The organism is bacterium, from assembly GCA_035528375.1.
In the GTDB taxonomy this organism is placed as follows: Bacteria; RBG-13-66-14; RBG-13-66-14; order RBG-13-66-14; family RBG-13-66-14; genus RBG-13-66-14.
Genome location: DATKYS010000054.1, coordinates 1 through 15,013, shown reverse-complemented (window position 1 = coordinate 15,013; position 15,013 = coordinate 1). Strand labels below are relative to the sequence as shown.

Below are 15,013 nucleotides of genomic sequence, written 5' to 3'. Positions count from 1 at the left end.
TCGGCCCGGCTCGGGGACGAAACGCCGATGGCGCCGGTGAAACCGAGCGCGGCCGAGAAGGCGACGGCGCAGAGCAAAAATGTTATCGTCCTGGTCATGAGGTTACCTTCTTCATTTTTGGTTTTTTACACGACTAAATTTGTTTAGCACAAATAATTAAGGCCGTCAATGGCCACCGGAATAAAAAATACCGGAACTGGAATATAAAAAGGGCCGCCCGAGGGCGGCCTTCCCGTATCGGCTTTTTCCACGTCTATGGGCCGTTGGAACCGTCGTAGTCGCTCAGGCGGCGCCGCAGGGTGGAGAGGGATATCCCCAGTATCTTCGCCGCCTTGGTCTTGTTGTCCCCGCAGAGGGACAGGGCGCGCTCGATGTGCTCCCGCTCCACCAGTTCCAGGGGGCGGATCGGCTTTTCGTCGTCCTTCATCATGGCGGGGGCCTTCGCCGCGACGAGCTCTATCAGCACCGCGGGGTCCGGTTCTCCGCCGCCGGCTAGGATCAGCGCCCTCTCCAGCACGTTACGCAGCTCGCGCACGTTTCCCGGCCAGTGGTAAGCCTCCAGGACCTGCAACTGCTCCGGGGGCAGGTCGGTGTAGGCGCCGTCCGTCAACCGGTGCAGGAGGTTGCGACAGAGCGGCCGGATGTCCTGGGGGCGCTCGCGCAGCGGCGGAACGTGGATGGTGATGACCGCCAGGCGGTAGTAGAGGTCCTCCCGGAAACGGCCCTGCTTTATCTCCTCGACCAGGTTGCGGTTCGTCGTTGCGATGACCCTCACGTTCAGTGGAATTTCGACGGAACCGCCCAGTCGGCGGATTTTTCTATCCTCCAGCACGGTTAGGAGTTTGCTCTGTAGGCGGATGGGCATCTCGGCTATCTCGTCCAGGAGCAGGCTGCCCCCCGTGGCCAGCTCGAAGACGCCCTTGCGGCGGTTGGCCGCACCGGTAAAGGCGCCCTTCTCGTGGCCGAAGAGCTCACTCTCGATGAGGGTCTCGGGAATCGCCGAGCAGTTGAGCGTGAGCAGCTCCTCGCCGCGGTCGCTCAAGCGGTGGATGGCCCGCGCCACCACCCCTTTCCCCACCCCGGTCTCGCCGGTGATTAAAAGGGTGGAATCGCTTTGGGCGGCCAGGGAAACCAGGCGGTCAATGCGCCGCAGGGCGGGCGAGTTGCCCGTGAGTTGATCGTTGGCGGGAGTGTGGGAGAGTTGGAAGCTGCGTATCTGCTGCTGCCGTTCCAGCTCGATGAGCTCGAAGGCCTTTGCCACGGAGAGGTAGAATTCCTCCATCTCCAGCGGCTTGGTCAGGTAGTCGTAGGCCCCGGTCTTCACCGCCTCGACGGCGTCGGAGATGGAGCCGTACGCCGTGATGAAGATGATCTTCACCCCGGGGTCGGTTTGGATGAACTGGCGGGAGAGCTCCAGCCCGTTCGTGTCGGGCAGAATCTGGTCCAGGAGAACGACGTCGGGGTGCCAGGTGTTGAATAGCTCAACCCCCTCGCTCCCCGTGTTGGCGAAGCGGGCGTCGTAGCCTTCTTGCAGAAGACCGTCGCAGGCCGTTTCGCAGAAACCTAAATCGTCGTCAACGAGAAGAACTTTTGGGCGCAGCTTCATCGTGCCACCTCAAACGCGGTCCCGGGGGACCGATGTTGGATTGATAAACGTCAAACGGGGAGCTTCGTGGCCTTCTCCCCCGAGTAGAGGGGGAGCCACAGCTCCACGGTCGTCCCCTGGTTGGGTTTGCTCTGGATCTTCGCCTCGCCGCCCATCTGCATCATCCTCTTCTGGACGATGGCCATCCCCAGGCCCGACCCCTCCGGTTTGGTGGTGAAGAGCGGGGTGAAGACCTTCGTCAGCTCGTCTTCCGGAATCCCGCGCCCGTTGTCGGCCACGGTGATGACGGCCCAGTCGTTCCCCTTCGGGCGCATGTACAGCGGCCGGCAACCGATGGAGACGAGGGGGTTTTTCGCGTTGCGGGTGGCGGCTATGGCATTGTCCACGACGTTCAAGAGAACCTGGATCAGGGCGTCCCTGTCCACGTTGATCCGCACGTCGGAGAAGGACATGTCCACCTCGCAGTCCACGTCGGAGTGACGCGCCAGGTCCACGAACAGGCCTGATTTCTCCTGGAGGAACCGGTCCAGGTAGATCGGGTTGAGCTCCAGCTTGTCGAACTTCTGGTACTCCTTCAGCACGCCGAGCAGCCGCTCGGCCACCTTGAAGGTGTCCAGGCAGCGTATGAAATAGGTTTCCCTCTTTTCGGGGTCGAAGTTCAGGTAGTTCTTCCAGAGGACGGAAAGCGTGGTTTTCAGCGTGTTGAGGGCGTTTCCCATCTCGTGGCGGATGGAGCTGAAGATGTGCTCGGCCTGGTTGATCATGGCCTGACGCCGGAGGGCCTCATCGGCGCGCCGATGGACGGTGATGTCGCGACCGACGAAGACGGCCCCGACGAGCTGGTTGGACGGGTCGTAGCGCGGCGTGAGCGTAAGGGAGAAGTCTCCGTCGAGGTGCGCCAGATGAAGCTCTCGGGAAAAACTCTCGCCCGAGCCCCAGGTCTCCGGCAGCATGTACTCCACGGGCGGTTCCGGCGTTCCGTAGAGCACGTCGTAGAAGTGCTTTCCGATTAGTTCTTTGACGTTTATGGAAAGCCGCGCGGCCAGGGACAGGTTGGCCCGGATGACCCGTCCGGTCGTGTCCAGGATGGCAATCATGTCGGGCACGGTGTCGAAGGTGCGCTCCCATTCTTGTTTGGCGGTGAGTATCGCCACCTCCATACGGATGCGCTCGGTGACGTCGCGGATGATGCTCGTGTAGAACTGCCTCGAGCCTTGCTTCCAGCCCTTGACGGAAATTTCGACGGAAAATTCGTGACCGTCCTTGTGCATGGCGGAAACCGGTCGGTGTTGACCGGAGAGGAGGGTGGCCTTCGTGGTCTTCAACCCCTGGATGCCTTCCTTGAAGCCGTTCTGGAACCGGTTCGGGATTATTTGGGTCAGGGATCGGCCCACGATTTCGTCCTCCGTGTAGCCGAACATCATCTCGGCGGCCCGGTTCCAGAAAGAGATGAGACCTTCATCGTCAATGGTGACGATGGCGTCCCGGGCGTTCTCGACCACGGAGCGGTGGCGCTCCTCGGAATTCTTGAGCGCCTCTTCGGCCAGTATCTTGTCCGTGACGTCCTGGTACGCGTTGACTATCTCGCCGGAGGGGAGTTTGTAGATGTAACTCTCCCGCCAACCGGAGATGCGCTCATCTTTGTAGAGCCAGGCGGGCAGATATTCGGAGCCCCCCTTCCGCCAGACCTTCTTTATTACATCGAGGATTCCGGTATCCTTCAGTCCGGGAAATACTTCGGTGATCCTGGCCCCGATGACACGCTCTGTCTCGAGCCGGTTGATCTTCTCGGCCGCTCGGTTGAAGTCCTTGAAAATGAAATCCTTCCCGCCCTCGACCGCCTCGAGGATGGAAATCCCGATGCTCATGTAGTGGAAGAGCTGACGGTAGCGCTTTTCGCTCTCGTGTTGCGCCTGTTCCGCCCGCTGGCGCATAAAGGCCACGGCGGCCTGGTTGATGAACGCCTCCACCATGTCCCGGTTGGTTATTCTTTGCCCCTTCTTCATCAAGATGACCACGGAGCCGAGGAGAGTGTTCTGCTTGAGGAGGCCCATGAGGTAAGTTTGGCCTGCTCCCATGAGTTTCCGCAGGGCTCCGGCCGTGCTCTTCGAAATCGCTCCCCCCGAGTGCCGGTCGTATTCGGCCGAGATGTGGCGCAGGCGGCCCTTTTTCATCACGTCGCCGATTTCATCGGTGAAGGGTATCTCCCACCCGATGGGGTCCTGCCCCAGCACCTTCAGGATGCCGCCCAGGCGTTTCCCGAGACCGGCGACCGCGTGGAGGGTGAAAACGCCATCTTTCAAGTCGAGGGAGGTGACGGCGACTACCAGGGAGCCCGGCACTATCTCCCGTACCTTCTCGGCCACGTAGTCGTAAAGGTTCTCCCCCGGCGTCTGAGCCACGAACTCCATCGCCGTCTTCGAGAGAAAAGCGAGGTCGCGGAGATACTCCTTCTCGCGTTCTTCGGCGCGTTTGATCGCCGTGACATCCCGCATCGTGCCGTCGTGGTAGAGGATTCTCCCCGTGTCGTCCTGGACGGCTCGGACGTTGAGGGAGGCCCAGAATCTCTCCCCCCCATTGCGCAGGAGCTCGGCCTCGAAGTTGGTGACCACCCCCGAGATGCGGAGCCCTTTCCTCAGCTCCAGTCTGTGCGCCTGACTTGCGTACAAATCGTTGACCCGCATTCCCATGAGCTCGTCCGCGGAAGTACGCCCGAACATTTGCACCATGGCCGGGTTCACGGAGATGAGCCTACCGTCGGGCGTCGCCCGGAAGATGCCGATGGGCAGGTTCTCCTGGAGCGTGCGGTAGCGCTGCTCGGAGACCTTCAGTTTCTTCTCCAGCTCGTGTTTGTAGAGCGCCGTTTCGATGGTCGTGTGCAGACCGCGCTGCTCGAAAGGCTTGACGATGTAGCCGAAGGGACCGGTTATCTTCGCCCGCTCCAGCGTCGTCTCGTCGGCGTAGGCCGTCAGGTAGACGACCGGGATGTCCAGCTCGCGGTTTATCCTCTCCGCCGCTTGGATGCCGTCCATCTCCCCTTTCAGCATGATGTCCATGAGCACAAGATCGGGGATGGCGCCGATGGCGGTCCGGACCGCCTCTTCACCGGTGGACGCCAGGCCGACGACCGTGTACCCGAGGTTGTTCAACCGGTTCTCGATGTCCCGGGCGACGATCATCTCGTCCTCGACGACCAGCACTTTCACTTTTTCCCCTTTGGGCTCGGTTTCCCTCTGACTCGTACTTGGCATGGGATCTATCCCCCTCAACCGGGTAGATGGGCCCCCCGCGTGGATGGGCCCCCATGGGAAAAGGTGATGGTGAATGCCGTGGGGTCCTTTCGGCGCAACTCCAGTTCCCCCTGTAACTGCTCAACCATCATTCTCACCAACTGCAGCCCCAATGACTTGGTCTTGCCGATGTCGGTCCCTTCGGGGATGCCGATGCCCGAGTCCGCGATGCGTAAGCTGAGGCGGCCGTCGCCGACCTTTTTCACGCTGATGCTGACCCGACCCTTACCGTCGGGGAAGGCGTGCTCGATGGAGTTCGCCACCAGCTCGTTGACGCAAAGCCCCAGCGGGATGGCGGTGTCAATGCCGAGGTCTACGTCGTCAATGTCAAGCTCGTAGTCGAGGTCGCCCAGATTGGTCGAGTAGGAGCTGAAGATGGAGCTCACGATGTCCGCCAGGTAAACCGGCAGATAGATGCTCCCCGTGTTTTGTGACTGGTAGAGCATCTCGTGTATGTGGGCCATTATCTTTATCCGGTTCTGGCTCTCCCGGAACGCCGCGATGGCGTCCGACTCCGTCAAATCTTCCGAACCGAGGTACAGGAGGCTGGAGATAATCTGGAGGTTGTTCGTCACCCGGTGGTGAATCTCCCTCAGGAGGACCTCCTTTTCCGCGATGACCTCCCTGAGTTTCTCCTCGTTCCTCTTCGTTTCGGTGATGTCTATGCAGGTGCCGAAGGTGACGGTGCGCTCCTCGAAGACGATGGGGTGGGTCCGAAACTCCAGGATGGCGATTGTGCCGTCCTTGCGCATAAGGTGCATGTTGTAGTGGTGTATGTTCTCGTCTTTCTGTTGGCGGATTTCCTCCCGGATTTCCTCGGTTTTCTGCTCGTCGGGCACCTCCATCCGCTTGGTGTCCCCGGCGAGGAGCTCCGCTTTGGTATAGCCCGTTATACGCTCCATAGCCGGGTTCGCGAACAGGAGCCGCCCGTTGTCGTAGATGTACACTCCGATCTGGGCCTCCTCGGTGAAGGTCCGGTACCGTTCCTCGGACGCCCGCAAAGCCGCTTCGGCCATTTTCATCTCGGAAATGTCCATGACGATGGCGTTGAACCGGATGATTTCGCCACCGAAGAGGGTGAGCGTCGGGCAGGAGAAGCAGTGCACGGTGCGGCCGTCTTTGCGGATGCCCCTGAACTCGATTTGAGGCTTATTTTCCGGCTGCTTCAAGGCGTTGAAGAATATTTTTAGGAAGTGCTTTTTATCCTCCGGATGTAGGTAATCCGCGAATGGTGTGCCCAGGAGCTCTTCTTCCGTGTAGCCGTACATATTGCAGAGTCGCTCGTTGACCATGGTGAATCTGCCGCGGACGTCGGTGGTGGCGATGCCGACCCCGGCGCTGTTGACGAGGCTCTTGTAGCTCAGCTCGCTTTTCTTCAGTTCCTCCTCGGCCCGTTTTTTATCGGTGATGTCCTCCACTGTTCCCTCGTAGAAGAGGGTCTTGCCGTCGGCGTCCCGCACCGCCCTCGCGCTCTCCCGGATGTGGAACGGTGTGCCGTCGCGTTTGAGCCAGACGGATTCCAGACCGACGACCACCCCGTCCCGCTCGATGCGCTCCTTGAAGGTCGAGCGCGAATACCGGGGCGCGTACCCATTCTCCTCCAGGTTCCGCCGGGTCAGTTCCTCGAAGGAACCGTAGTCGAGCATCTTCACCAGGGCCGGGTTACCCATGAGGATTTTTCCGTCGGGCGTGGTCCGGTAGAGTCCGATGATTGAGTTGTCGAAAACGGCCTTGAAGCGCTCCTCGGTTTTTTTCAGTTCCTCCTCGACCCTCTTCCTTTCGGAGATGTCGCGGGACATCCACACGATGGCGGTGGCTTTCCCCGTCTCGTTAAAAATGACTCGACGCGCATCGGACAGCCAGCGATACGCGCCGTCTTTGTGGCGCAGGCGGTACTCGATGACCGGATTTTCCAGCGCCCCGCGCCCGTTGTCCCACAGCTTTTCAGCATCCGCCAGCAGCATCGGCATGTCGTCGGGGTGAATCCTTTTTATCAACTCGCCGGTTTTCGCCATCTCGATGAACTCTTCGGTGGTGTAGCCGAGGATTTTCTCCAACGCCGGGCTCAGATAGGCGTAGCTTTTATCCTCCAGGTTGACTCGGTAAAAAAGGTCCTGGGTGTTCTCCACCAGGAAGCGGTATCTCTTTTCCGATTCTACGAGCTCCTCCTCGGTCCTCTTGCGTTCGGAAATGTCGCGGTAAAAAACCATGTCGGCGGGTTTGCCCTCGTAGTTGACCACCTCCACGCTGACCTCGACGTGGACCGGCTCGCCGTCTTTTCGCTCAAGGACGCTCTCGAAGAGCCGGGGGGCTTCGCCGCCGGCCATTCGTTTTTTAAACATCTCGAGGAACCGGGGCAGTTCGGACTCCGGGACGTAATCCGCCGCCCGGGTCCCGATCATCTTCTCCGCGGTGCGCCGGAGCATCTTCGCCAGGCTCGGGTTGACGTACCTGAGAATTAAATCCTGAATGATGGCGACGCCGTCGTTCGTGCTCTCGACGAAGGTGCGGTAAATTTCCTCCGATTCACTGAGGGCAGTCCGCGTCTTCCCCCCGCGCTCCAGGAGTCTTTTGAGGAGGAACAACAGGGCGGAGAAGCAGAGCCACACAGCGAGTCGGTGGAAGATTTCGTAACCGGACAAGTCGAGGAACAGGGCGTCCGCGAGCGGTTTTCCGAGGAACAGCGAATCGAACAGGGCGTCCAGAACCCAGACGGCGAGTCCCGTGAGCACGATGAGGAGGATGAAGTGGGGCCTACGCTTCATGAGCCACCTGGGGCGTTTTTTCCGAGAAGGTTATTCTGAACTCCGCACCCTTCCTTCCATTCGGTTGCATACCCCTGTCCATCTCGATGACGGCGCCTATCTGCTGGGTGAGCATATTTACCAACTGTAACCCTAAGGTTTTCGTGTTTTCCAAGTCAAGATCGTCCGAGATGCCCACCCCGTCGTCGGCCACCAAAAGCGTGTAGTCGCCGTTCCCCGCGCCCTTCAATCCGATTGAAATGATGCCCTTGCGCTCGTCGGGGAATGCGTGCTCCAGTGAGTTTGAGACGAGCTCGTTGATGATGAGGGCCAGTGGGATGGCCGTGCTGATGTCCAGGTACAGGGGAGAGAGGTCGAGCCGAGGGGTGACGAACCGCGAGTCGTCGGTGTAGGTGAGGAGGAGAGAGTCGAGCAGGCTGCTGATGTAACCGGGGAAGTCTACCCGCGAGAGCTCTTTCGACTGGTAGAGCTTCTCGTGGATGAGCGCCATGGATTTTATCCGGTTCTGGCTGGTCGAGATGATGTCCAACACCTTCTCGTCCTGCGTCTTTCCGGCTTCCAGGTTCAACAGGCTCGAGATTATCTGCAGGTTGTTCTTCACCCGATGGTGGATTTCCTTCAGCAGGACCTCCTTCTCCTGGAGGGCGTTCTTTATCTGCTCCACGGACTTGTTGCGCTCGGTGATGTCTATCCCGGTGACGACGATGGTCACCGGCTGGTCGTGCTCGGTGAGGACCACGTTCCCCCGGGAGAAGAGGATGGTGCGTACGGAGCCGTCCTTGGCGATGATGCCGACGTCTATCTCCGGTGTGTCCTCGCCCCGGTTGGATTTATCCAAAAGACCGGCGATGAGCTCCCGGTCCTTTTCGACCACGAACTCCATCGCGTTTCTCCCCCGGACCTCCTCGCGGGTGTAGCCGAACTCCTTCAGGAGGGAGATGTTGGAATCCAGGAGGGTGCCGTCCACGCCGATGATGAGGTTGAGGGTGGTCGAGCCCTCGAAGAGGAAGCGGTACTGCTCCTCGGAGAGCCGCAGCGCCTTTTCGGCATTCACACGCACGGTCACGTCGCGGGAGGTGACGATCAGGCGGCCTTCGGGTGCCTTCGGGTCGCCCCTGACGGCGATTGAGAGCTCGAGCCAATGGGGACCATCGGGCATATTCAACACATAGACCGCCCCGTGGTGGCTCCCCTTCTCCACGGCCTGGGCGAGGGCGTCCATGATGATCCGGGCCGCCTCCGGGGGGATCACCTGGTCCACGGTTTTCCCGATGAAATTCTCCGGGGCGACGTAGAGCGTTGAGGCGTCGGGGGTGCGGAAGTCGTAAATTTTCCCCCGGTGGTCCACCTCGAAAAGGAGGTCGGGCAGGGAGTCCAGGGTCGCCTTCAGCTTGGCCTCGCTGTCGCGGAGGGCGTCCTCGGCCTCCTTACTTTTCGTGACATCGTGGAGGAAGACGAGGTCCGCCGGTTTGCCCCCGTACATGATCAGCCCGGCGTTGACCTCCATCATCACCCGGCGGCCCTCTTTGTGCAACATTACCGTTTCGTAGACGGGCGGCGGGTTTTCGCCTCCCATCCTGCTCCTGTAAGTGGTGAAAACCTTCTTTCTTTCCCCGTCCTCGATGTAGTCCACAAACGGGGTGTTCAACATCTCCTCTTTAGTATATCCCAAGAGCTCGGCCGTCCGCGGATTCACGTACTTGAAATTTTTGTCCTGGATGATGACGATGCCGTCGTTCGCCCGCTCCACCAGGTTGCGGTACTTCTCCTCGCTCTCGCGGAGCGCTATCTCCGCTCTCCGGCGGTCGGTGATGTCTCTCTGGACGGATATGGAGTGGATGGGCTTCCCATCTCGACCGAGGATCGTGGTGGCACTCAACAAGACGTGCCTTTTATCGCCGCCCTTAGTCTGGATGATCATTTCCTCATTCTGGAGTGTACCCGTCTCTTTCCACTGGGTGAGAAGCCGTTTCATCTTATCGTGCGATTCCGGGGCGTAGATGCGTCTCAACGGCGCGCCGACCAGCTCTCCCTTCTCGTAGCCCAGGGTTGAGAGCGCAGCTCCGTTGACGTCCAGGATAACACCCTCCGACGATACCATATAGCAGTAAGCCGGAGCGTTGTCGAAGAAATTGCGGAACTTCTCCTCGCTCTCCTTCAGCGCCGTTTCGGCCAGCCGCCGCTCGGTGATATCCTCGCCGGAGCTCAGGGTGCCTACGATGCCGCCGGTCTCATCGGTTAAGACGGTGTTGTTCCAGGCGATGAGCCGCATCTTTCCGGCGGAGGTCATCAGGTAGTTCTCCACGTACCTGAGCGGGTCCACCTCTCCGGCCAAGAGCCGGTTAAAGGTGTAGTTTGCCCGTTCCTGCGTCCAGTCGGGGATGAAGTTCTCTATCCAATTTTTCCCCACAATTTCCGCCTCGGGGTAGCCCAGGACCTCGCACCCCTTCTGATTGATGAGCGTCACCGTCCCCTGGGCGTCGAGGGCCAGGATTATCGTCCCGGCGATGTCGAGGTAGGTCTGCGCCCGGTCCCTCTCCTCTCGCAGAGCCTTCTCCACCTTTTTTTGCAGGGTGACGTCGTGCTCCATCTCCACGACGCCCTCTACCTTCCCCTCGGCATTTTGCAGAGGGAAGAGGGAAATTTCGATGGACCTCTTCCTGCCGCGGGCGTTCCTGTGCATATGCTCGAAGGTCTTCGGCTTCCCCGTTTTGAACACCTTCTCCAGGTGGCAGCTCTCCGGGCAGGGTTCATCTTGTCCGAGGGTTACCTTGTGGCAGGTTTTCCCGATGGCTTTTTCCCTGGAGCCGCCGTAGGTGCGGAGGAAGCTGTCGTTGACCTCCCGTATCCGGTAATCGGGGCCGATGACGGCAACGGAGTCGTACATCCCGTTGAGGATGCGGTCCAGGAGGTCGCGGGAGGCCCGCAGTTCCTCCTTGGCCCGCCGCTCGGCGGTGACGTCGGAAATCAGGACCAGGACGGAGGATATCTCCCCCTTTTCGTCCTGGATGGGGTTGGCGGATATCCGGCCGAAAATTTTTCCGCCGTCTTTGTGGTGGAACTCGGCCTCGTAGGGCGGGACGTCCAGCCCCTTGATGCGTTTGCGGAACTGCTGGAGCACTTTCAAGAGCCCCGTTTTCGTCAGTATCGGCAGGCTGGAAAGTCTCTTGCCGATAATCTCTTCCGGCTTGAAACCCAGCCACTCGTAAACCTTCGAGTTGGTGGTGATGACCCTCCCCGTACGGTCGAGGAGTGTTAAGGATTCGGGCGAGAGCTCGAACATGGAGCGGAAGCGCGCCTCGCTGGCGAGCAGGCCTTCCTCGGCCTGCTTGCGCTTGGAGATGTCCCGGGCGATTCCGAGGACCAGGTGCCTGCCGCCGGTTAGGATGGGGTAGGTACGTATCTCGATCGGGACCTGTTTACCCGATTTCCGTCTGAACACGAATTCATCGGGACCGGTACTTTTACCCTTCTTGTTCTGCTGGTACAAGCGGACGGCCATGGGGATCTGACCGACGGGGATCAGCTTCGCCTTGATGAAGTTCCTGCCGACGAGCTCCTCCCTTTTATACCCCGTTATCTCCTCGGCCGCGAGGTTGCCGTCCACGAAGATGCCCGAAAGGTCCATGATGTAGTAGGCGTCCGGGGCGTACTCGTAGAGCGATCGGAACCAGTCATCCGGGAGGTCGGCCTCCCCGTCCCGACTGAGTGAAGGCGGAGTCATCGTCGTGTCGGCGACGTTGTAGGCGGCGCACTCCAGCTTGTACTTCAGCTCCAGTCGGTCCAGCGGCTTCACCAGCCGGTAGGGATTGGGGTGATCGGGGTCTGTCGGTCCCTCCTCATCTTGCAGGATCAGGACGGGCACGCCCGGTATCACGATGGGACGGGAGCCGTTTTCGCCCGTGGCGTCGTAGAGGAGGACCTCCGCGGCCCGGCTTAAGGCGGACTCCAGGAGGTTGCCGTCCGCCGGGACGACACCGGCAAACGCGTGCCCGAAATCCTCCAGCAGCACCTTCAGCTCTTCGGCCAGCTTTCCGTCATCGGTTGCGAGGAGGACCCTTGCCATGCTCGGTCTCCCGGGGATTGTGAGAAAAGGTGTGCCGCTCTTTTAAATATTAAGGCAAGGACCCTGGTCCTTACCTGAATACGGGCGGTACATACTCCTCTTAAAAAATAGTGGTTTTCGTCAACTGTGGGTGTTGCTCATGGTGAATCTCCGATTCGTCAGCTCCGCCGGCATGGGGCACCGGGGGTGGCATTACTTTGGATGATTGATTGTCAGAGTAGTATCTCGGTCGCCCGGGAGACGAAACGTTCCACGTTCGTTTTAACCAGACGAATGGCCTCGCACACGTCCCGGATGGACTCGGTAACCGTCCCTGACGTCTCCGCGTCCCCGCGCGGGCACGGGGCAAAGACCTCGTTTTCGCAGTCTCGGGCTGCTTCGCACATTCTGGTCGGCATGATTACCCTCGCTGGAATTGGCGGATGGTACGCTTGACTATCCGGGGGTAGTGGGTCAGGGAGTCGCCGATCGTTGTCCTTCCCGGCCTCTTAAAAAGCGGGGTTTTCTTCGGTTTCTCCCTGTAAGAGGTGCGGTGTAGGGGTCTCCCCTTTGCTCATCGGTAATAAAAGCAACAAGCGTGCCATTTTGATACTCTTGAAAATCCGCTTAGGGGGCCGTTTTGCGTTACCGGGTTCGGTTGGCCCACGATAAACGAGTCAAAATGAAACGGTCATAATGAATTGGATAATTATGAATATATAAATTCATCTATTTATATACCCGGTCAGCGGTCATCCTCCGACACCACTACACCAAACTGCGGCGGCGCCTTACTCTGCTGGAGCACATTGACCGAGGACGGGGGACGTCCATCTTAGCGTTTTTAAGTAACACTCTGACAATCAACGTCATACACCTCGCATACCCCTGGTACGGCAATTGCTCTCCCCACCGGTGAGGAGAGCCATGAAAAAGGTCCTCTTGGTTGACGACGACTCCGCCTTCCTGGAGTCCCTCAAGGACGGCCTGGAGCAATACGACGACGGAATCGGTTACCTCGTCGCCGCCGACGGCGAGGAGGCCCTGCGCGTTCTGGAGAAAAACGAGGTCGTCACCCTGGTCACGGACCTGAAAATGCCCCACCTGGACGGGTACGGGCTCATCACCCGCGTCCTCGAACAGAACCCGGAAATACCCTGCATCGTGATGACCGCCCACGGCAGCGGTGAGCTCGAACGGACCTTCGAGGCCTACTCCATCGAGTACGTGGAGAAGCCCATTGACATGGACCATCTTCATCGAGTGGTAGTCAAGACGGTGAGGCATTGGGGCGAGCAGGGTCAGCTGCGGGGGGCGAGCCTCCCCGGTTTCGTCCAGATGGTGGAGCTGGAGCGGAAGAGCTGCCGGGTGGAAGTCTGCCGGTCCTTCGGCGGCGATCGGGGCGTTCTGTGCTTCACCGAGGGTCGTCTGCTGGACGCGGGGCTCGGCCACCTGCCTCCCCGGGAGGCGGCGCTCGAAATCCTGGGCTGGCAGGAGGTATACATCCGGATTCGTACGCAACGGAGCAGGTGCCGACCGCGGATATCCACCCCTCTCATGGAGCTCATACTGGAGGCCGCCCGTCTAGCCGACGAGAAGAACCGGGATAATCCTCACCCGGCGTCGGGATTCGACGCCCTGGACGAATCCCTCTGCGAGTCCGAGCCCGATGGGCAACCGGAGCCGGACATTGCGGAGCGGAGGGATGAAAAGCCGGAAGACGACGGTGGTGTTCCCCGGATCGTCCTGGAGAATGGCGCGATGCTGGGGCTGAACGAGCTGTTGGAAAAGTTCGGCGGGCTCTCCGAATCCGATGGTGTCGCCGTCTATTCCCCCGACGGCGAGCTACGGGGTTTCTTCCTGCCGCTTCCCCGCCTGGCCCGGATGGTCCGGTTGGAGGAGTGAAGCCGGTTCAGTTTTTTCAAGCGGACGGGGCTCGAAGCCCCGTTTTTTAGGGATTCGGCCCGCCTTGACTTTGCAGGGGCGTTGCCGTACCATGACCCAAATTACGGGCCCCCCGCCGTGGGAGGAGATATGCCGCGCCTGCGCCACTTCATAGACCTCGAGGAGTTCACTCCCGAGGAGGTCCTCCAGCTTCTGGAGCTCGCCGGTGAGATGGAGGCCCGGGTCCGGTACGAGAAGGCCACCCAGGGCGGGTCCCCCATCACGCCGCTCCTGCCCTACCGCGTCATGGCCTCCCTCTTCTGGGAGCCCTCCACCCGCACCCGGCTCTCCTTCGAGACGGCCATGATCCGACTGGGGGGATCGGTGGTCGGATTCGCCGAGGCGTCCTCCAGCTCCGTGGCCAAGGGCGAGTCGCTGGCCGACACCATCCGGATGAGCGCCCACTACGCGGACTGCATCGTCATGCGCCACCCAAAGGACGGCGCGGCTTACCTGGCGGAAAAATTCTCACCCGTCCCGGTCTTGAACGGCGGCGATGGGGGGCACCTCCACCCCAGCCAGACCCTGTTGGACCTCTACACCATCTACAAGGAGTTCGGCACTCTATCCGGGCTGAAGGTCGCCCTCTGCGGCGACCTCCTCTACGGCCGTACCACCCACTCCCTGGCCGTGGCCCTGGCCGCTTTCGGCTCGCAATGCGTGGCGATAAGCCCCGAGGAACTGGAGCTGCCGCCGCACGTCCTCCATCACCTCGGATCACGCTACGGCGGGACCATCGTCCAGCGCCGGGAGCTGGCAGGCGGCCTGGACGACGTCCACGTCCTCTACATGACGCGCATCCAGCGGGAGCGCTTCGAGGACCCCGAGGTGTACGAGCGGGTGGCGCACGTGTACCGGCTGGACCGGCGGATTCTGGACGGGGCGCCGGCGGAGATGATAGTCATGCACCCCCTCCCCCGTCTCGACGAGATTGCCGTCGAGGTGGATTCGGACCCCCGGGTGCGCTACTTCGAGCAGGCCTTCAACGGGGTGCCGGCTCGGATGGCCCTCATTTTAGTGCTCCTGGGCCACTCCCGCCTTATCGGCCCGCGGGGTGTAAACTGGCGCGTCCCGACGGTTTTCGAGGGCACGTGTTCCAACCGGCGTTGCATCACCTACTTCGACGACAACGCCGCGCCCGAGTTCTACGAGTTCGAGCCGGGGAAGCTGGCCTGCCGGTACTGCGACCGGGTCCGCGAACAGCTCACCCTGTATTGACATCCCCATCCTCCCTTTGGGGGTCGGCTTGCCTTCGGGATGGGGAGGGGGATTGTGGCGATGGTAAACCGCGGCGGGGATTAAAATCCCCGCCCTACATTCAGGCGCACAGAGGTTGATGAACTTTCGCGGGCGGGTCAGGAGA

General features: G+C 60.5%; 6 protein-coding genes. 2 read left to right on the top strand and 4 right to left on the bottom strand.

All coding sequences use genetic code 11. From position 1 onward, the window contains the following. Positions 1–253 precede the first annotated feature (253 nt). From VM054_04240 to VM054_04225, 4 genes are read right to left on the bottom strand one after another with little or no spacing between them, the layout of a single operon-like run. Positions 254–1,606 (bottom strand): sigma-54 dependent transcriptional regulator, encoded by a 1,353-nt coding sequence (locus VM054_04240; GenBank protein HUT98266.1) that lies wholly within the window; start codon positions 1,604–1,606, stop codon positions 254–256. Positions 1,607–1,656: 50 nt separating this feature from the next. Beyond that, positions 1,657–4,812 (bottom strand): PAS domain S-box protein, encoded by a 3,156-nt coding sequence (locus VM054_04235; GenBank protein ID HUT98265.1) that lies wholly within the window; start codon positions 4,810–4,812, stop codon positions 1,657–1,659. Positions 4,813–4,871: 59 nt separating this feature from the next. Beyond that, positions 4,872–7,661, bottom strand: a complete 2,790-nt coding sequence (locus tag VM054_04230; protein HUT98264.1) for a PAS domain S-box protein — start codon at positions 7,659–7,661, stop codon at positions 4,872–4,874. Continuing rightward, positions 7,651–11,727 (bottom strand): PAS domain S-box protein, encoded by a 4,077-nt coding sequence (locus VM054_04225; protein HUT98263.1) that lies wholly within the window; start codon positions 11,725–11,727, stop codon positions 7,651–7,653. Before VM054_04225 ends, VM054_04230 begins: the two co-directional genes overlap by 11 nt. A gap of 906 nt (positions 11,728–12,633) precedes the next feature. Between VM054_04225 and VM054_04220 the strand changes: the two genes are divergently transcribed. Together VM054_04220 and pyrB are read left to right on the top strand one after the other, a co-directional pair. After that, positions 12,634–13,611 (top strand): response regulator, encoded by a 978-nt coding sequence (locus VM054_04220; GenBank protein ID HUT98262.1) that lies wholly within the window; start codon positions 12,634–12,636, stop codon positions 13,609–13,611. Between the two features lie 129 nt (positions 13,612–13,740). Next, positions 13,741–14,868 (top strand): aspartate carbamoyltransferase, encoded by a 1,128-nt coding sequence (gene pyrB / locus VM054_04215; protein HUT98261.1) that lies wholly within the window; start codon positions 13,741–13,743, stop codon positions 14,866–14,868. Positions 14,869–15,013 lie beyond the last annotated feature (145 nt).

What these genes read in the sequence shown, in the direction of transcription:
- VM054_04240 (HUT98266.1), bottom strand. Translation starts at nt 1,606, where the DNA reads ATGAAGCTGCGCCCAAAAGTTCTTCTCGTTGACGACGATTTAGGTTTC.
- VM054_04230 (HUT98264.1), bottom strand. Translation starts at nt 7,661, where the DNA reads ATGAAGCGTAGGCCCCACTTCATCCTCCTCATCGTGCTCACGGGACTC.
- VM054_04225 (HUT98263.1), bottom strand. Translation starts at nt 11,727, where the DNA reads ATGGCAAGGGTCCTCCTCGCAACCGATGACGGAAAGCTGGCCGAAGAG.
- VM054_04220 (HUT98262.1), top strand. Translation starts at nt 12,634, where the DNA reads ATGAAAAAGGTCCTCTTGGTTGACGACGACTCCGCCTTCCTGGAGTCC.
- pyrB (HUT98261.1), top strand. Translation starts at nt 13,741, where the DNA reads ATGCCGCGCCTGCGCCACTTCATAGACCTCGAGGAGTTCACTCCCGAG.